This is a genomic window from Gloeomargarita sp. SRBZ-1_bins_9, from assembly GCA_039794565.1.
Classification (GTDB): Bacteria; Cyanobacteriota; Cyanobacteriia; order Gloeomargaritales; family Gloeomargaritaceae; genus Gloeomargarita.
Genome location: JAUQVX010000007.1, coordinates 93,665 through 112,470 on the forward strand (window position 1 = coordinate 93,665; position 18,806 = coordinate 112,470).

The 18,806-nt window shown below is 59.2% G+C and carries 17 protein-coding genes; 12 read left to right on the plus strand and 5 right to left on the minus strand.

What is annotated here, in order from left to right:
• Positions 1-67 precede the first annotated feature (67 nt).
• On the minus strand, positions 68-1,303 hold the full coding sequence (locus tag Q6L55_07835) for an acetate kinase (GenBank protein MEN9258620.1): 1,236 nt from the start codon (positions 1,301-1,303) through the stop codon (positions 68-70).
• 112 nt (positions 1,304-1,415) lie between these two features.
• Between Q6L55_07835 and Q6L55_07840 the strand changes: the two genes are divergently transcribed.
• From Q6L55_07840 to Q6L55_07860, 5 genes are all read left to right on the plus strand, one after another.
• Positions 1,416-3,263 (plus strand): family 10 glycosylhydrolase, encoded by a 1,848-nt coding sequence (locus Q6L55_07840; GenBank protein MEN9258621.1) that lies wholly within the window; start codon positions 1,416-1,418, stop codon positions 3,261-3,263.
• Positions 3,260-3,748: a thioredoxin-dependent thiol peroxidase gene (gene bcp, locus Q6L55_07845; GenBank protein ID MEN9258622.1), complete on the plus strand. Its 489-nt coding sequence runs from the start codon at positions 3,260-3,262 to the stop codon at positions 3,746-3,748. The genes Q6L55_07840 and bcp overlap by 4 nt, the downstream gene beginning before the upstream one ends.
• An 80-nt stretch (positions 3,749-3,828) precedes the next feature.
• Positions 3,829-4,908 (plus strand): fructose-bisphosphate aldolase class II, encoded by a 1,080-nt coding sequence (fba, locus tag Q6L55_07850; GenBank protein ID MEN9258623.1) that lies wholly within the window; start codon positions 3,829-3,831, stop codon positions 4,906-4,908.
• 501 nt (positions 4,909-5,409) lie between these two features.
• Positions 5,410-5,580 (plus strand): hypothetical protein, encoded by a 171-nt coding sequence (locus tag Q6L55_07855; GenBank protein MEN9258624.1) that lies wholly within the window; start codon positions 5,410-5,412, stop codon positions 5,578-5,580.
• A 45-nt stretch (positions 5,581-5,625) separates the two neighbouring features.
• Complete coding sequence (locus tag Q6L55_07860; protein MEN9258625.1) at positions 5,626-5,760, plus strand: hypothetical protein; 135 nt, start codon at positions 5,626-5,628, stop codon at positions 5,758-5,760.
• 209 nt (positions 5,761-5,969) lie between these two features.
• Here the strand turns inward: Q6L55_07860 and Q6L55_07865 are convergent, their stop codons facing one another.
• Complete coding sequence (locus Q6L55_07865) at positions 5,970-7,466, minus strand: DUF2779 domain-containing protein (protein MEN9258626.1); 1,497 nt, start codon at positions 7,464-7,466, stop codon at positions 5,970-5,972.
• Between the two features lie 37 nt (positions 7,467-7,503).
• On the opposite strand from Q6L55_07865, the gene Q6L55_07870 reads away from it, so the two are divergent.
• The 6 genes from Q6L55_07870 (at position 7,504) to Q6L55_07895 (ending at position 15,893) form a co-directional block, all read left to right on the plus strand.
• Positions 7,504-8,967, plus strand: a complete 1,464-nt coding sequence (locus Q6L55_07870; GenBank protein ID MEN9258627.1) for a cobyric acid synthase — start codon at positions 7,504-7,506, stop codon at positions 8,965-8,967.
• Between the two features lie 111 nt (positions 8,968-9,078).
• Positions 9,079-11,058: an NAD(P)H-quinone oxidoreductase subunit 5 gene (locus Q6L55_07875; GenBank protein ID MEN9258628.1), complete on the plus strand. Its 1,980-nt coding sequence runs from the start codon at positions 9,079-9,081 to the stop codon at positions 11,056-11,058.
• A 9-nt stretch (positions 11,059-11,067) separates the two neighbouring features.
• Positions 11,068-12,636, plus strand: a complete 1,569-nt coding sequence (gene ndhD1 / locus Q6L55_07880; GenBank protein ID MEN9258629.1) for a photosynthetic/respiratory NAD(P)H-quinone oxidoreductase subunit D1 — start codon at positions 11,068-11,070, stop codon at positions 12,634-12,636.
• Positions 12,637-12,693: 57 nt separating this feature from the next.
• A complete protein-coding gene (murA, locus tag Q6L55_07885) occupies positions 12,694-13,995 on the plus strand; it encodes a UDP-N-acetylglucosamine 1-carboxyvinyltransferase (GenBank protein ID MEN9258630.1) in 1,302 nt (433 codons plus the stop codon).
• 57 nt (positions 13,996-14,052) lie between these two features.
• Positions 14,053-15,273, plus strand: a complete 1,221-nt coding sequence (locus tag Q6L55_07890) for an ABC transporter substrate-binding protein (GenBank protein MEN9258631.1) — start codon at positions 14,053-14,055, stop codon at positions 15,271-15,273.
• Positions 15,273-15,893 (plus strand): DUF3318 domain-containing protein, encoded by a 621-nt coding sequence (locus Q6L55_07895; protein ID MEN9258632.1) that lies wholly within the window; start codon positions 15,273-15,275, stop codon positions 15,891-15,893. Before Q6L55_07890 ends, Q6L55_07895 begins: the two co-directional genes overlap by 1 nt.
• Here Q6L55_07895 and prfC read toward each other — a convergent pair.
• Genes prfC through Q6L55_07910 form a run of 3 tightly spaced genes read right to left on the minus strand, consistent with a single transcriptional unit; the run spans position 15,887 to position 17,991 of the window.
• Positions 15,887-17,497 (minus strand): peptide chain release factor 3, encoded by a 1,611-nt coding sequence (prfC, locus tag Q6L55_07900; protein ID MEN9258633.1) that lies wholly within the window; start codon positions 17,495-17,497, stop codon positions 15,887-15,889. The two genes, Q6L55_07895 and prfC, sit on opposite strands and share 7 nt — an antisense overlap.
• Positions 17,494-17,778 carry a hypothetical protein gene (locus Q6L55_07905; protein ID MEN9258634.1) on the minus strand — a complete coding sequence of 95 codons (285 nt, stop codon included), beginning with the start codon at positions 17,776-17,778 and terminating at the stop codon, positions 17,494-17,496. The genes prfC and Q6L55_07905 overlap by 4 nt, the downstream gene beginning before the upstream one ends.
• A 36-nt stretch (positions 17,779-17,814) precedes the next feature.
• A complete protein-coding gene (locus Q6L55_07910) occupies positions 17,815-17,991 on the minus strand; it encodes a chlorophyll a/b-binding protein (GenBank protein MEN9258635.1) in 177 nt (58 codons plus the stop codon).
• A gap of 144 nt (positions 17,992-18,135) precedes the next feature.
• Here Q6L55_07910 and Q6L55_07915 point away from each other — a divergent pair.
• On the plus strand, positions 18,136-18,806 hold a 671-nt coding region (locus Q6L55_07915; GenBank protein MEN9258636.1), incomplete at its 3' end, for a glycosyltransferase family 4 protein.

An 18,806-nucleotide genomic window follows, 5' to 3' on the forward strand; every position in this document is an offset into this window, starting at 1 on the left:
CATCGGCGTCCAGGATGGCCTGGCTGGAGTGGCGGTAGCGCAGCAATTTCTCCTATAGACCCCCATTCTAGCTCCCCCTTTGCCGGTGCCACCAGTGCCAACAGGCCTGGGCAATGGCCCAATCTTCCTCCGCTGCAATTACCAAAATCCGCACCGGTGAATCAGGGGTGGCAATATCCCGGTCGCCCTCCGAAAGTTGATTTTTTTCCGGGTCGCAGTACACCCCCCAGTGGGCCAGTTTTTGACAGAGTTCCGCCCGCACCGGCGCCGCATTTTCCCCCACTCCACCGGTAAAAATTAGGGCGTCGCACCCCTCCAAATTCGCCCACATCGCCCCTACCGCCTGAGCCAGCCGGTGCAGGTACACCTCAAACGCCAGGGTCGCTCCCGGATGGCCCTGCGCCCGGGCCGCCAAAATCTGCCGCATATCCCCCGCCAGTTGGGAAACCCCCTTCAACCCGGATTCTTGATGGAGCAGGTGATCGATTTGGTCAGCGGTCAGCCCCTCCCGGCGTAACCAGTGCAACAGAATCCCCGGGTCAATCGAGCCGGAGCGCGTCCCCATCATCAGACCCTCCAGGGGCGTAAATCCCATCGTCGTATCCACACTTTGACCGCCGCGAATCGCACACAAGGAGGCCCCATTCCCCAGGTGACAACAAATCAGCCGGAGTTCAGCCAGGGGCCGGTGCAGCAACTGAGCAGCCCGCTGGGCGCAGTACTGGTGATTAATCCCATGAAACCCGTAGCGCCGGATGCCCTTTTCGTACCAGGCGTAGGGAATGGGATACACCTGGGCCGCCAGGGGCAAGCTCTGGTGAAACGCCGTGTCGAAAACGGCAATCTGCGGAGCGTGGGGCAACAGGGTTGCTAACACCTCAATCCCCTCTAGGTGGGCGGGATGGTGACCGGGCGCCAGGGGAATCAAATCCTGAATATCCTGCTTGACCGTCGGGGTAATCAGGGTCGGCACGGCGTACTTGGACCCCCCATGCACAATCCGGTGCCCCGCCAGAGTGACTTGTTGAAAATTTTCTAAAATTTGCCCGGGGGCAGACACCAGGGTATGCAGTACTTTGTGCATCACCTCTAGGCGGGAGGTCAGGGGAATTTCTTGGGTTAGAACCCGATTTGGCAACTTAATTTTAATGGCGGCTTGACCGGGGATTTTATGCCAATCCACATGGGCTTGCCAGCGGGGCGCGGGAGGCTGTTCGGGTAAGGTTGATAGCGGCAGTTGATATAGGCAACTTTTTTGACTGCTGGAACCGGCGTTTAAGACGAGGATAAACAGGTCATCCATTGATTTAGCCCCCTCACGCCTGCGTCTTGCCCCCAGTCTAACAGGGGATGTCAAGGGGTTGGCCGGGACAGGGTTTGCTTTTACAATCAAGGCGTCTGTCCCCAAAAACGCCATGAAATCGCTCCTTACCATCATCGCCTGGACGGCAATGCTGCTGGTAACCTCCCCTGTCCGTGCCCAGGAGGGGGGATTACCCCTGGACACCCACGACCCTAGCAACTTTGTCCTGCCGGCGCGGCCGCTCCCCCGCCATCTTAGCCCGTTTCAACTGCGCACCATGAAGGGGCAATTGGGGGAACTGGTGGAGCGGGTACGCGCTTTGGTCATCACCGCCCAGATGCACAATCAGAAAACCCAGGTAGCGGGGGCTATCCAAGCCCTACAGTTTGCCGAAGCGGTGCTGGGTCAATTAGAGGGATGGATGGCCCAAGGTAATACGGAACTAGCTCGCCAGCAGTGGCTCCAGGCCCAGGACCTGCTCTGGCAGAACTATCCGGCGTTGGTGTCCCCGGCTAAACCGGAGGTGCGGGCCATGTGGCTGGACCGGGGAGCGATCGTGCAAGCAGGGTCGGCAGCGGGCCTGGCGCGGCTGTTTGACCGGATGCGGGCCGCCGGGGTTAATTTGGTGTTTTTGGAAACGGTGAACGCTGGGTATCCCATTTATCCCAGTCGGGTGGCCCCCCAGCAAAATCCCTTGACCCGGGGGTGGGACCCGCTGGCGGCAGCCGTGAGCCTGGCCAAAGAGCGGCAGATGGAGTTGCACGCCTGGGTCTGGGTGTTGGCCGTGGGCAATCAACGCCACAACCAGCTGGTGGGTCAACCCTGGAACTACTTGGGGCCGGTGCTGAGTGTTTATCCCGAGTGGGCGAATTTGGACAACCGGGGCCAACCCATTCCCCCCCGGCAGGACAAACCATTTCTCGACCCGGCCCATCCCCAGGCGCGGGAGTACCTGTTCCGGCTGTTCGAGGAAATCGTCACCCGTTATGACGTGGACGGGTTGCACCTGGACTACATCCGCTATCCGCTTCAAAGTGGCGGGGTGCATTACGGCTACGGTCTGGCCTCGCAGCGAGCTTACCAGGAGCGTACCGGCATAGACCCCGTGACCCTATCGCCCGGCCATCCCCAGTGGCAGGACTGGACGAATTGGCGCACCCAGCAGGTCACGGACTTGGTCACCACCTTAAATCAACGGCTGAAGCAAAAGCGTCCGGATTTGTTGCTGTCGGCGGCAGTGTTTGCCTATAGCCGGCCCTCCCGGTTGTACCGCTTGCAGCAGGACTGGGAGACCTGGGCCGTGACCGGGGCGGTGGACATGGTGGTGTTGATGTCCTACGCCGAAGATAGCCGGGGGTTACAAGACCTGCTTAAACCGGCCCGGCCCCTTACAGCACCTGTGCTGTTCTTGCCAGGAATTTCCCTGATGCGGACGACCCCGACGGCTGTACTCGACCAGGTGCAAACGGCCCGGCACAGCGGTTTGGGACCCGGTTATGCCCTGTTTGCCATGTCCCATTTCCGCGAGTCGCTGCAACCCCTAATCCAGCAGCCCATGGTCCCGGTGCCCCACCGCCAACCCTTCCAAACCCTGCTCCAGCGCTATCAGGCCCAACGGGAAGAGTGGTTATTTCTGGTGCAGCAGGGGCAACTGCAAATTCCCGACTGGCGGGTTTTGCAGGAGGTGGCCACGGCCCTAACCCAATTGGCCCAGCAGCCGACGGCATCCCACTGGCAGGTCGCCCAGGCAGCCCTTCAGGCCTTGGACCGGGATTTCGATCACTGGCGGGGGGTGCAACCCTGGCAAATCCAAACCTGGCGGGCGCGGTTGAAAAGCCTGACGAATTTACTGTTGTACGGGGCGCGGGTACAGTTGGGGCAACCGGCCAGCGCCCTCAGCCAACCCTTGCCGCCGTTGGGACGACCCACCCCTTGGATCCGGATTTCTGAACAGCCATGAGTGCTTTAACCGTCGGTCAGCCAGCTCCTGATTTTTGCCTAGTCAGCGGCGACGGTCAGACAGTGACGCTGGCGCAATTTCGCGGCCAGTGGGTGGTGCTGTACTTTTACCCGCGCGACCACACCCCCGGTTGCACCAAAGAAGCCTGTGGGTTTCGGGACCGGTATCCGGCCCTGCAGCAGGCCCAAGCAGTGGTCATCGGCATCAGCACCGACCCACCGGAAAGCCACGCCAAATTCAGTCGGAAATACAACCTACCGTTTTTATTGCTTTCTGACCCGGATGGGCAAGTCGCGCGCGCCTATGGCAGTTACGGTTCCAAAAAATTCATGGGCCGGACCTACGAGGGTGTGCTGCGGCATACCTTTCTCATTGATCCCCAGGGGCAAATTGCCCACATCTACCGGCAGGTAAAACCGGAAACCCACGCCCAGCAGGTCTTGCAGGACCTCGCGCGTTTACAACATCCCGAGACCGGCAACTAAAAACTTTCCCAGCCGACGCCGGGAGATGTTAAAAATAATGTGAAGACTTTTGGCGTAATTGGCCAGTTTAGGAGGAGACTATGGCACTGGTTCCCATGCGTTTGTTGCTCGACCACGCTGCGGAGCACGATTACGGAATTCCGGCATTTAACGTCAACAACATGGAGCAGATTCAGGCCATTATGCAGGCGGCCCACGAAACCGACAGCCCAGTGATCTTGCAGGCTTCGCGGGGGGCGCGCAAGTACGCCGGGGAAAATTTCCTGCGGCACCTGGTCCTGGCGGCGGTGGAAACCTATCCCCACATTCCGGTGGCCATGCATCAGGACCATGGCAACAGCCCAGCAACCTGTTATTCGGCGATTCGCCTGGGCTTTACCAGCGTGATGATGGACGGCTCGCTACTGGAGGATGCCAAGACCCCGGCCAGCTATGAATACAACGTGGCGGTGACGGCGGAAGTGGTGAAGGTAGCCCATGCGGTCGGCGTGAGCGTGGAAGGGGAGCTGGGGTGCCTAGGTTCCCTGGAGACCGGCATGGGGGACAAGGAGGATGGCCACGGGGCCGAAGGGGTGCTCTCCCACGACCAACTGCTCACCGACCCGGACCAGGCGGTGGATTTTGTGGAAAAGACCGACGTGGATGCGCTGGCGGTGGCCATTGGCACCAGTCACGGGGCCTACAAATTTAGCCGCAAGCCGGAAGGGGAAATCCTGCGCATGGACCGGATCGAAGAGTTGCACCGGCGTTTGCCCAACACTCACCTGGTGATGCACGGGTCCTCCTCGGTGCCCAAGGACCTGATTGACCTGATCAATGCCTACGGTGGGGCCATCCCGGAAACCTACGGCGTGCCGGTGGAAGAAATCCAGCGGGGCATCAAAAACGGGGTACGCAAAGTCAACATTGATACCGATAACCGCTTGGCGATTACGGCGGCGGTGCGGGAAGCCTTGGCCAAGGCCCCCAAAGAGTTCGACCCGCGCCACTTCCTGAAGCCCTCGATTGCCTACATGAAGCGGGTGTGCGCCGAGCGCTATCAACAGTTCTGGACGGCGGGTAACGCCAGCAAGATCAAGCAAATGTCCTGCGAGGAATACGCCGCCAAGTACGCCAAGGGTGAGTTGAAGGCCGCCACCCGCAAGCTGGTCACGGTGTAGCACCTGGCATAGGTGCCCAGTACCTGGCCCCTTTCCCCTGTGGAGAGGGGTCTTTTTCGGGGGTGATGGGTGACAAAGATTGTTACAAACCCGTTCCTGCCGGTGGGACGGGAGTGAGGGGCTAGGGCTGTCAGGTTTTCATTCAGGGCGCTGCATGAAGTGGAGGTGGGTTGGCAGAAATGACCATGGTGGAAGAGCAACTCGGCCAAATGGTGCAGACCGCGTTGTAGGAAGCTTTTCGGGAACGGGGATACCTGCTGCATATTCTGATGGCGGGTCGCACCCTGATCAACGCCACTTTTCAGGGGAATTTGGCAAAGACCAGCCAGGGATGACTGGTGACCCGGCACACCCGCGAAATCAACAAGCCTGATATTCCCCTGTCCATTGCGATCTGCGCGGCTTGGAAATGGCTGACTACCAGCAGACGCTCTAGCAGTTGCAAGGCTTGATCCGAGAGCGACGGCAGCGCTGGGACCCCAGGGGACACACTGCGCTTGGGTGTGCACCACCGAAGACAGTCGCCGTGTCGAACCGCCTGAGGAGCAGTTGGCGGCCCTACTGGCGCGGGAGCACATTCGGGTGATCGTGGTGATTACCACGGGCGGACCAGGGTTTTCGGGCTACAGGAGCTGCTGCCCCAGGCGGTTAACCTGTCCGGGTGCGGGCTAGGCGCGAAGGACTGGACGAAGGGATGGTGTTGCCTCGCGGGAGCTGGTGGAACTCACCATGCAGGTGGTGCCCCGGGGATGTCAACGGGCATTGGCGGCAGGCCAGCAGGTAGACCTGGAGCTGAAAAAAGCCAGTCCCATAGCATTGTCCGGGCGGCAGCCAGTAGTGCAGCAACAGTAGAGGCAAACCCTTTGCCGTTGTCGGATGCCTAATCGTGCCAAGCCGGTAGCGACGTTTGGGTTGCCCATGGAGCGGGGCTAGTGGGCAGTTTGGCGACCAAAGCAGGAGCACACTGGAAACAGCCTTCTGCAATTGATTCCGGGACTCGGTGGGGGTATCCATGCCGCGCCAGCAGCCACTCTCTTACATTGCGGCTCTGGAGCTGCTGTTTAGCCAGTATCAGAGAGAGCCACACCAACAGCCTTGGTCGGTGTAGCCACCAGGTCCACCAGATGCCGGTGCAGGGCCACCATCGCCAACGTATCATGTCGGCAGTAGTCCCGTAGCTCTTGCCAGGTTTGGGCTTGCAGGACAGGGTCGTCGCTGAGAATGGCCGCCTCCCAACGATACTTGGCGATGTCCCCCTGTTGGATAGCCAAGTCCTGGTAACTCAGTTCCGGCACCAGCACAGGTAGGATTTTTTTCAGGGAAGTAGAGCCGCCAAAGGCCGGGTGATGGTAGTGGTCCCGAAAAATCACCATCTGGTCCCACAGGCGGGCCACCATGCTGGTGAGTTGGGGAGCCAACTCCGGCAGCAGTTCGGCCAATTCCTGGAGCACGGATTTTTCGTAACCCTGGTTGTAAACAATGATGGAGCCGGTATCGCCAATGGCCTGCACCAGGGCGCGAGCTAGAGCGGGGCGGGGGTCATCGCGGTCGGTGTGCAAATAGTCGCAGTGGGTCAGGACGCCCTCGGCTGTCAAAATGTGGCAACTGAATTGAAAGGGCACGCGCTGGTAGGGCCGGGTGCGGGGGTAACGGGGAATGGCTGGATTGGTGGCCTCAAAGTCAAAAAAGCACAGGGGATAACGTAATTGGTTTAATAACTCCCGAATGCCGTCGTGGTTAATCCTAGGTTGTCCCCGCAAATACTGCTGCACAAAAGCCTGCTGAGACTCAGAAAGGGTACTCAGAATCTCCTCCGGCAATTGTTCAATCTGAAAAATGCCTTTGCTAATTAGGTCTAGGCGTTTTTGTCTATCCAGGCGGGGGATATCAAAAATGGACACTTTGGGCACATCGCGCCAGCAATAGGTTTTGAAACTGCAGGTGTAGGGCTGGTCGCAGTGGTCGCCAATCGGGTGGTCGGGTTCATTCTCTTGCTGCACAAGGGCCTGGAACTGGGCCAGCCGTTCAGGAATTTGTTGCACAAGAGCCTGCACCTCGGCTGTGACATCAACCTGGACAAATAAATTGCTCAAGTCGGGATAAAAACAGTCCTGACTGTTGAGGTGCATCACATATACTCGCTGTAGGGGAAGGCCATTTTGCTGGACTACATACCACTGGATGGCCAGGTCCTCCACATGCTCATTTTTGACTTTGGTGCTGGATTTGACCTCGATTATTTCCCAACCCCCCAGAGCGGTTTGTTGCAGCACATCGCATTTGACGACGATGTTCTCCCAGGCGAAGGTCGCTTCAAACAGACAGGTCACCCTTTGGGCGAGCAAGTGCTGGGTTTTTTGCTGGCATTGGGTGTTGCCAAAACCCGTGACTAACACACCCCCAGGGAAATACTGACGGGCCATGGCACCCACATCGGTTCCCTGTTGCCATTGCAGTTTTTGGCTATCGGAAATGGCAGCCTTTTCGGGGGCATGAACATCCAACCAGAGACATTTGGGGCACTGCAAACCCTTGATGTAGCGGGACTTGGTCAGCATGATGGTTAAAGGTCACCGGTAGAAATTCTTCCCTATTATGCCTGCCCTGATGGTGGTCGGTTGCACCTCCAACGCCGGCAAATCCCTGCTGGTAACGGCCTTGTGCGGATGGTTGGCTCAACAGGGTTATCGGGTGGCTCCCTTCAAGGGACAGAACATGGCTCTCAACGCCTACGTCACGGCCGATGGGGGAGAAATCGGCTACGCCCAAGCGGTGCAGGCCTGGGCCGCCGGCATTGAACCCACCACCGCCATGAACCCCATCCTGCTGAAGCCCCAGGGGGGGATGACCTCCCAGGTGATTATCCGGGGACAGGTGGCCGGTGTGACACGGGCGCAGGATTACTACCGGGATTACTTCCACCGGGGATGGCAGGCCATTACGGAGGCGTTGGCGCAGCTGCAGGCCCAGTACGACTACATCGTCTGTGAGGGGGCGGGGTCGCCGGCGGAAATCAACCTGAAGCACCGCGATTTGACCAATATGCGGGTGGCCCAGTATCTCCAAGCGAAAACCATCCTGGTGGGGGATATTCACCTGGGTGGTGTGTTTGCCCACTTAGTTGGCACCCTGGCGCTGCTGGCACCCCAGGAACGGGCGCTCATCAAGGGCCTGGTGATTAACAAGTTCCGGGGGGAGTTATCGCTGCTGGAGCCGGGGCTGGCCTGGCTAGAGCAAACGACGGGGATTCCGGTGCTGGGGGTGCTGCCCTGGTTGGATACTCTGTTGCCGGCGGAGGATTCCCTGAGCCTTTTTGCCCCCTGCCAACCCCAGGCGGAATTGACCATTGGCATCATTCGGTTGCCCCGCCTGAGCAATTTCACCGACTTTGACCCGCTACTACTGGAGCCAACGGTGCAGGTGAAGTACATCCATAAGCCCCAGGAGCTAGCCGGGTTGGATGCTGTCATCTTGCCGGGGAGCAAAACCACCCTTGCCGATGGGCAGTGGTTACACCAAACGGGCCTGGCCGAGCAACTCAAGGACTATCACCGGCAAGGGGGCTGGATATTGGGCATCTGTGGCGGGATGCAAATGCTGGGGCAAAGGGTGGAGGACCCCCTGGGGTTAGAAGGGCCGGCTTCTGTTTGTCTAGGGTTGAACTTGCTTCCTATCGTCACGGTGATGACCCCCCACAAAATCACCCGCCAACGCCAGGTCCAAGCGCAATATCCGGTGGCCGGTCTCCCGGTGCGGGGCTATGAGATCCATCAGGGGGTTACGCAGGTGCAGGGGGAGGTGCAGCCCCTGTTGAGCGACCCTGACCTGGGCTACGTGGATGCAACGGGCCGGGTGTGGGGTACTTATCTGCATGGGGTTTTGGACAACGGGGCCTGGCGGCGCACCTGGCTGAACCAATTGCGACAACAGCGGGGGTTAGCGCCCTTGCCCACTGCCGTCCCGGACTTTGCCCACCAGCGCGCTCAGCTGCTGCACACTCTGACCGAAACCGTGGCCGCCCATATCCCCTGGGGGCAATTGTTAAAGGATTCTGTATGAGGGCAGGGCCGATGTGGCTGTGTATGCCAGCAGAGATGACCGTTTGGGTCGCTGCGGCGGTATCCCTGGATCTGTGGCAAAATGTTAACGGTTTTGTCCCCGTGGATTTCTATGGAACAAGCGCTCTACCAGTATGCGTGGCTGATTCCGGTGCTGCCTTTGCTGGGGGCAACGGTGGTCGGTACGGGCTTGATCACCTTTGGGGAGTGGACCAGTCGGCTCAAACGGGTCAATGCGGCTTTTGTGCTTACCCTGATGGGGGTGGCCCTGGCCCATTCGGCGGCGTTGTTGTGGAGTCAAGCGCAAGGGCACGACCCCTACATCTGGCGTTTCACCTGGGCGGTGGCGGGGCCGTTTCACCTGGATATGGGGCTAGTGGTTGACCGGCTCAGCAGTCTGATGCTGGTGATTGTCACCACCGTCTCCCTGCTGGTGATGCTCTACAGCGATGGCTACATGGCCCACGACAAGGGATATTCCCGCTTTTTTGCCTACCTGAGTTTGTTTGGGGCTTCCATGCTGGGGTTGGTCCTGAGTCCCAACCTGGTGCAAATTTACGTGTTCTGGGAGCTGGTGGGGATGTGCTCCTACCTGCTGATCGGGTTCTGGTACGAGCGCATTGCGGCACGGGAGGCGGCCCAAAAGGCGTTTATCGTCAACCGGGTGGGGGATTTCGGCCTGCTGCTGGGGATTCTCGGGTTCTATTGGACGACGGGGGCGCTGGAGTTTGATGACCTGGCGGTGCGGGTTGGGGAGTTGCTCAAGGATGGATCACTCCCCCTGTGGGCGGCAACAGGTCTGGGAATTCTGGTGTTTCTAGGACCGGTGGCCAAGTCGGCTCAGGCGCCGCTGCATGTGTGGTTGCCGGATGCCATGGAGGGGCCTACGCCCATTTCCGCCCTGATTCACGCGGCAACGATGGTGGCGGCGGGGGTGTTCCTGCTGGCGCGCATGATGCCGGTGTATGTGTATTTGCCGGGGACGTTGCAGGTGGTGGCCTGGACGGGGGCGTTTACGGCTTTTTTGGGGGCTACGATTGCCCTGGTGCAAACGGATATCAAAAAGGGGTTGGCCTATTCCACCATTTCCCAGTTGGGCTATATGGTGATGGCGATGGGGGTGGCGGCACCGGTGGCGGGGATGTTCCACCTGATGACCCACGCCTATTTTAAGGCGATGTTGTTTTTGGGGTCGGGGTCGGTGATCCATGCCATGGAGGCGGTGGTGGGCCATGACCCGGAAAAGGCCCAGGATATGCGTTATATGGGGGGCTTGCGGAAATACATGCCCATTACGGCGGCCACGTTTTTGATTGGTACGTTGGCTATTTGTGGGATTCCGCCGTTTTCTGGGTTCTGGTCAAAAGATGAGATTTTGCAGGTGGTGTTTGCCGCTCACCCGGGGCTGTGGTTGGTGGGCTGGCTGACGGCGGGCATGACGGCGTTTTACATGTTTCGCATTTACCTGCTGACATTTGGGGGGGAGTTTCGCGGTTTGGCGTTTGGGCCGGGGGCGATGCAGGTGGCGGAGCTGACCCACGCGCAAACCCATGCCCCGGAACCCCACGAGTCTCCCTGGACGATGACCTTGCCGTTGGTGCTGCTGGCGATGCCGTCGGTGGCCGTTGGCTGGGTGGGCCTGCCCTTTGCCAATCACTTTGCCCGTTTCCTAGAAGGCGGCCATGGACTGGAGGAGGCCTTCGATTGGAGGGCGTTTTTGACGGTGGCGGGTTCGTCGGTGGGGGTGAGTTTGCTGGGCATAGCCCTAGCGGTGGCCACCTATGGCGGTAAGTACACGGGGGTGGAACCCCTGGCGGAGCGCTTCCCGAAACTGTATGAGTTTCTGGTGCACAAGTGGTACTGGGATGACCTGTACGAGCGGTATGTGGCGTTGCCGTTGCGTCGGCTGGCCCGCCAGGCCCTGGAGACGGATTACCGCATTATTGACGGGCTGGTGAACCTGACGGGGCTGGTGACGTTGGTGACGGGGGAGGTGCTCAAGTACGTCAATAACGGGCGGGTGCAGACCTATGCGCTGGTGATCCTGCTGGCGGTGTTGGGGCTGGCGGTGGTGTCGGGCTGGTTTTCCTAAGGGGGGTGTATGGTGACGGCTGGTTTTCCCTGGTTGACCACGATCATTCTCCTGCCGGTGGTGGCGGCCCTGGCGATCCCTTTTTTGCCGGATAAGGAAGGGCGAACGGTGCGCTGGTATGCCCTAGGGGTGGGGCTGTTGGATTTTGCTCTGATTAGTTATAGCTTTTGGCGGGGCTACGACCTGAATTCGCCGGATTTGCAACTGGTGGAGCGCTACCCCTGGCTGCCGCAAATCGGCCTGAACTGGTCGGTGGGGGTGGATGGGCTGTCCATGCCCTTGATTTTGCTCACTGGGTTTATTACCACCCTGGCGATCCTGGCGGCCTGGCCGGTGACGCTGAAGCCCCGGCTGTTTTATTTCCTGATGCTGGCGATGTACGGGGGGCAGATTGCCGTGTTCGCCGTGCAGGATATGCTGCTATTTTTCCTGGTCTGGGAGCTGGAGCTGATCCCCGTTTATTTGCTGCTGGCGATTTGGGGGGGGCACAAGCGGCAGTACGCGGCCAATAAGTTTATTGTCTATACGGCGGGGGGGTCCCTGTTTATTTTGGTGGCGGGGCTGGCGATGGCTTTTTACGGGGACCCCATTAGTTTTGAGATGCGGGATTTGGCCTTGAAGTCCTACCCCCTGGCGCTGCAGCTTTGGTGCTATGGGGCGTTTTTGATTGCCTATGCGGTGAAGTTGCCCATTTTTCCCCTGCATACCTGGTTGCCGGATGCCCACGGGGAGGCGACGGCGCCGGTGCACATGTTGCTGGCGGGCATTTTGTTGAAGATGGGGGGGTACGCCCTGATCCGCATGAATATGGGGATGCTGCCGGAGGCCCATGCCCTGTTTGCGCCGGTGCTGGCGATTTTGGGGGTGGTGAATATCATCTATGCGGCGTTGACGTCCTTTGCCCAGCGCAACCTGAAGCGGAAAATTGCCTACTCGTCTATTTCCCACATGGGGTTTGTGTTGATCGGGATTGCGTCCTATACGACGACGGGCCTGAGCGGGGCAGTTTTGCAGATGATTTCCCATGGGTTAATTGGGGCGAGTTTGTTTTTCCTAGTGGGGGCGACCTACGACCGTACCCACACCCTGATCCTGGAGGAAATGGGCGGGGTGGGCCAAAAGATGCCTAAGATTTTCGCCATGTTTACGGCCTGTTCTTTGGCGTCGCTGGCCCTGCCGGGGATGAGTGGGTTTGTGGCGGAGTTGATGGTGTTTATTGGTTTTGCTACCAGTGATGCCTACAGCGTGCCGTTTAAGGTGCTGGTGTTGCTGTTGGCGGCGGTAGGGGTGATTCTGACGCCGATTTACCTGCTGTCTATGCTGCGCCAGATTTTCTATGGGCCAGAGAACGAGGAATTGGTGGCCCACGAAAAATTGATTGATGCGGAGCCGCGGGAGGTGTTTATTATTGCGTCGTTGCTGGTACCGGTAATTGGCATTGGGCTGTATCCCCGTTTGGTGACCAGCATGTACGATGCGACCACGACCCAGGTGACGGCCCTGGTGCGCCAGGCGATGCCCAAGTTGCAACCTACGGCCAGCTCCTTGGCTACCCCGCAACGGTACCCTACCCTGTGAACCCCCGCCGATTTGGCGTAGAATCAGGGTAATTGGGGTGGTGAGGAGTTGAGAGAAATGCCTGCGCAGGTGGAGGAGCGAACGGGGTCCAATGCTGTCTTGCGGATTCGTGGGGGGTTGTCCCTAGGGGGAGCGGTCAGCATTAGTGGGGCAAAAAATTCGGCGCTGGCGCTGATGGCGGGGGCGTTGCTGTGTTCCCGGGATTGCCGGATTCGCAATGTACCGGATCTGGTGGATGTCCACCGCATGGGGCAGGTGCTGACGGCCTTGGGGGTGGAGGTCCACTATGACCGGGGGATGCTGGAGATTGACGCGACCCATTTGCATCGTTCCCTGGCCCCTTACGAAATCGTCAGTCAACTGCGGGCTAGTTTTTTTGTGATTGGACCGTTGTTGGCGCGGTTGGGGGTGGCGCGGGTGCCCATGCCGGGGGGCTGTGCCATTGGAGCGCGACCGGTGGAGTTGCATGTGCGAGGGTTACAGGCCCTGGGGGCAACGGTGCAGATTGAACATGGTATGGTCCACGCCTACGCCCGCAAATTACGGGGTGCCCATATTTACCTGGACTACCCTAGCGTGGGGGCCACCGAGACCCTGATGATGGCGGCGACCTTGGCGGAGGGGGAAACGGTGATCGAAAATGCGGCCCAGGAGCCGGAGGTGGTGGATTTGGCCAATTTCTGCCGCAGTATGGGGGCAAAAATTCGGGGGGCCGGCACGAAAACGATTACGGTGGTGGGGGTGCCCCGCTTGCACAGCACAGACTACACGATCATCCCGGACCGGATCGAAGCGGGGACGTTCATGGTGGCGGCAGCCATTACCCGCTCGGAGTTGCTGCTGAGTCCGGTGATCCCTGAGCACCTGACGCCGGTGACGGCCAAGTTGACGGAAATTGGCTGCCGGGTCACGTTGGAGTCGCCCAACACGCTGCGGGTGCAACCGGGGGATGACCCTTACCGGGGCACGGATATTGAAACGTTGCCGTTTCCGGGGTTTCCCACGGATATGCAGGCCCAGTTCATGGCCCTGTTGACCCTGAGCGAAGGCACCAGCGTGGTCACGGAAACGGTGTTTGAAAATCGCCTGCGCCATGTGGCGGAGTTGCAGCGCATGGGGGCGAATATTCGGGTGAAGGGGAACCATGCCCTTATCCAGGGGGTGCCCTTTTTGACGGGTGCGCCGGTGACGGCCACGGATTTGCGGGCATCGGCGGCCTTGGTGCTGGCGGGTCTGGCGGCCCGGGGGGAGACCATCATCAGCGGCTTGCACCACCTGGACCGGGGCTACGAGCGGTTAGAGGAAAAGTTGCGGGCCATCGGGGCGGACATCGAGCGGCTGTCCAGCACTCTCACCTGATACGATACACAGGATAGGGTCATCTTACGTTGGCAGGTCTGTGCAGGAGGTGCGCGGGTGAAGCGGTGGTGTTGGCTGTTGCTGGTGGGCTTAGCGGCGTGCCAGCCGGGGGGCGGGGCTTTGAAAATCGGTACGTTGTTGCCCATCAGTGGTGACCTGGCCCAGTTCGGTCCGGGTATGCAGGATGCGGCTAGTTTGTTGGTGCAAACGGTAAATGCCTGCGGCGGCGTCAACGGCCAACCGGTGCAGCTCATTTCTGAAGATGACCAAACCCAACCGACGGCAGGTGCGGCAGCTATGACCAAGCTGGTGCAGGTGGACCGGGTGGCGGGTGTGGTGGGAGCGGCCAGTAGTGCAGTGTCAGGGGCAGCGGTGGACATTGCTGTGCGGGGTCAGGTGGTGATGATCTCCCCGGCCAGTACCAGTCCGGTGTTTACCGAGCGGGCCAAAAGGGGGGAGTTGCAGGGGTTTTGGTTTCGCACCGCGCCGCCGGATTCATTTCAGGGGCAGGCCCTGGCCGAACTGATGCAAAAACGGGGTTGGCAGCGCATCGGTATTTTGGCCATCAACAATGACTACGGGCGGGGACTGGCCCAGGCGACTCAGCAAGCGATGCAGCAGCGGGGTGGACAGGTGGTGGTCACCCAGTTCTACGAAGCGCAGGCGGCCAGTTTTGACTCGGAAGTGCGGGCGGTCTTTGGGCGCAATCCCCAGGCGGTGGTGCTGGTGGGTTATCCGGAAACGGGCACCATCGTGATTCGCTCGGCCTTTCAACAGGGGTTTATCCCGCGTATTCCCCTGGTGCTGACCGACGGCATGAAGGAGGCCCGATTGGCCGAACTGGTGGGCAAGACACCCCAGGGGCAGTGGATTATTGCCGGTGTGGTGGGGACGGCGCCGGCGGCGGGGGGACCTGGTTTGGCCGATTTCCGGCAGCGCTATCGCCAGGCGTTTAACCGCGAACCCAACGTGTTTGCCCCCAACACCTGGGATGCGGCGGCGGTGTTGGTATTGGCGGCCCAGGCGGCTCGTTCCAATCAGGGGGTGCAGATTCGCGACAACATTCGGGCAGTGGCCAATCCCCCCGGTGTGGAGGTGACGGATGTGTGCGAAGGGCTGCGCCTGTTGCGGGAAGGACAAGAGATTAATTTTCAGGGCGCCAGCAGTGTACTGGATTTTGATGAGCAGGGGGACGTGTTGGGGGCCTACGAGGTCTGGCAGGTGCAACCGGATGGCACAATAAAGGTGTTGGAAACCATCACCGTCCAGGGGTCCTGATGGATGCGTTTGACCGAGATACGGAAATCGCGCGGCTGATGGACTTATTGCCGGCAAGCAGCCGGATGCGGGTGCGGATTTTGTCCCGTCCTCAACAGTCCCAGGTCATTGCTGCCCCTTTTCCCTGGCCCTGGCGCTGGGAGTTGCCCATCCATATTAACTTTGAGCTGTGGCAGCAGTTAACCCGTCCCCAGCGTGACCTGCTGTTTTTGCGGATGGACCGCTGGCTACGGGGCATGGCCTGGTTGCGGCCCGGTTGGTCCCAGGGGTTGGCGCTGGTGGGTGGGGTGGCAGTATTGGCCGAAGCGCTCCAGGGGGATGCGGTGGGCACAGTGGTAGGGGCGGGACTGACGGCTCTGGCGGTGCGGCAACTGTGGCGTTACTACCGCTCCCCGGCCTACGAACTGCAAGCGGATGAGGCGGCTCTCACCTGGGCCCAGCGTCGGGATTACAGCGAAACGGAGGCAGCTCGCGCTCTTCTGGAGGCCACCGAACGCCAAGCCCAACTGGAGCGACGGGGTCTGAACTTCACCGAACTGGTGCGCGCGCAAAACCTGCGGGTGCTGACGGGTCTTTCCGATGTGGCAGTGCCCAGCAGCTATCGCACGCTCGATCAGTAATCCAGGGGTGACACGGGGCTGAGTTGGAGATTGGGGTGGTCCTCCTGCACCTGCTGGAGATTCCAGGCATTTTTGAACAGCAAAACCGGTCGTTCCTGGGCATCCTTGACCACCACCGTATTGAACAGGCGTCCGGCTTGGGTCAGGGCCGGCCATCCCCCTACCACCCAACGGGCCAAGGTGTAGGGCAAGGGTTCTAGAATGGTCTCCACCCCGTACTCGCTCTGCAACCGAAACTGCACCACGTCAAATTGCAATTGGCCCACGGCAGCAATGATGGGGTCCCGTTTGCTGTCATCGGTTGAGTACAGAATTTGCACCGCCCCCTCTTCGGCTAACTGTGCCACCCCCTTATGAAACGATTTCGCCTTGGCCGGGTTGGGATTCTTCAGGTAGGCAAACAGCTCCGGCGAGAAGCTGGGAATCCCCGGAAAGTGAAATTGGCTCCCTGTGCAAATGGTGTCACCGATGGCAAACACCCCCGGATTGTTGAGACCAATCACATCCCCCGCATAGGCCACCTCCAGGGACTCCCGCTCCTGGGCAAAGAGTTTTTGAGGCCGGCTCAGACGAATCGTTTTGCCCGTACGGGGATGCTGTACCGTCATATCTTTGACAAACTTACCCGAGCACACCCGCACAAAGGCCACCCGGTCCCGGTGTTTCGGGTCCATATTTGCCTGCAACTTAAACACAAAACCGCTAAATTCCGGGTAATCTGGGGGAATCCAGCCCTGGGTACTGTTGCGTCCCCCCGGCGGTGCGGCCAACTCCAGAAACTGGCGCAGAAACAACTCCACCCCAAAGTTGTTCATCGCGCTGCCGAAAAACACCGGCGTCATCTGCCCCTGGTGCACCGCCTGCAGGTCCAAATCCGGCGTCAACCCCTCCAGTAATTCCAGGTCATCCTTCAGTTGGTAGTACAAGGGGTTAGGCACACAGGTTTCGATGCGGGGGTCTCCCTGGGGAATCACCGTTTCCGTCGCCGTTTGACCCCGTTCACCCCGTTGAAACAGGTGGAAGCAGCGCCCCCGTCGGTCATACACCCCTTGAAACTGGTCCCCCATCCCAAGCGGCCAATTCATCGCATAGGGCGTCAACCCCAACTCCCGTTCGATTTCATCCAACAGTTCCAGCGGCAGTCGCCCCGGCCGGTCCAACTTATTTACAAACGTAAAAATTGGCAACTGACGCAGGCGACACACCTCAAAAAGCTTGCGGGTCTGGGGTTCGATGCCCTTAGCCGCATCAATCAGCATCACCGCATTGTCCGCCGCCGCCAACGTCCGGTAGGTATCCTCACTAAAGTCCTGGTGTCCTGGCGTATCTAGCAGGTTAATCGTAAAGCCCTTATACGCAAACTGCAAAACAGTAGACGTAATCGAAATCCCCCGCTGCCTTTCCAACTCCATCCAGTCCGAGGTGGCATGACGCTGGTTACGCCGCGCCCGGACCGCCCCTGCCTCCTGAATCGCGCCCCCATAAAGCAAGAGCTTTTCCGTCAGCGTCGTCTTGCCCGCATCCGGGTGGGAAATGATGGCAAAATTCCGCCGCCATTGCACTGCCTGGCGAATTTCCGCCACCAGCGCTTCCGTTTCCCTCATGGGTTAGACCGCCGGTTCATGCGCAGCATCGGCAACGAACTGGCGCTCGATTCACTGGTGAGATAGTGGCGGGGACGTTCCGTTGCCGGTGGTGGTGCCGTGCGTCGGGACACTAGCCAGCGCCAGGTCAGCGTTCCCGTGGTTGCCAAAAATCCCAGCCAGAACAGGGACCAAGCCGATTTCGTCCCCCCTAGCACCATATCAATCAACCCCGCCGTGACCACCATACTGACCACCGGGTAACGGCTGTAATAAGAGCGAATCCGTCGCGCAAGAGACATTACGGACCACGTAGTTACTGGCTTTTCAATTTTAACCTAGCGGATCAAGCCCAACCAGGTTAGTACCCCCTTACCCGTAATCAGTTCAATCAGGATAGCTAGGACAAAGCCCACCATGGCTGCCCGGCCATTAAGCCGCTCACTGTAGGTATTGAAGCCGAACTTAGGTTCATCGAACTGGGGCGTTTGCCTGGGTTGGGGAACGTCACTCATCACAGCATTTGCACTGCGTCTTTATCTTTAGGGTACCTTGGAAACCAGTCAACCGTCCAGCCCCATTGACAATCCCCACCCACGGTGCTAAAAAAAGTAGGTTTTGCCTTCAGGGACAACGGCCGAAGCTAGTCAAGGCATTCTATGAACATCTTTATCCTGACCTCTGAGCTTTATCCGCTAGCGGGTGGCATTGCTAACTACGTCAAAAACTTCTCGGAAGCCTTGGTAAGGGCAGGCCATCAGGTTGTGGTATTTGGCTTCACCGAAGATGCCAATCATCACCGTGAGACCACCATCAATGGTGTCCGCATTGTTCGGCTAGAAAAGAATCTTTTGAGTTTCCCTTACACCCACATGTCGGAGGGCATCGGTCAGAGCTACCAGATGGCCGAAGCAGTGATTGAGTACATCCAAAAACAGGGCAAACCAGACGTTATTGAATCCCAAGAGTGTTTAGCACTGAGCTACTTTTTATTGCAGCGGAAGCTACAGGGGGAGCCTGCTCTGGAAAATGTACCTATTGTCCTGGTTCTTCACACCGCCCAGTATCAGGCACGACGGGTTAATGGCTTTCCCGAGTACCGGTTGCCGGTCTGGTGGGTGGGCTGTCTGGAGAAGTGGTGCATCTTGGCTGCCGACGGCATTGTTGCCCCTAGCCAATTTATCCTCGAAAAGACCCAGACGGAGCTGAAAACCGCCCTAAACCAAGCAGCAGTTATACCTTACCCCTTAACCCTGGACCTCCAACAATTGATACCGATACCTACTCCTGGGGACGTTGTCTACTTTGGGCGTTATGAAGTGCGCAAGGG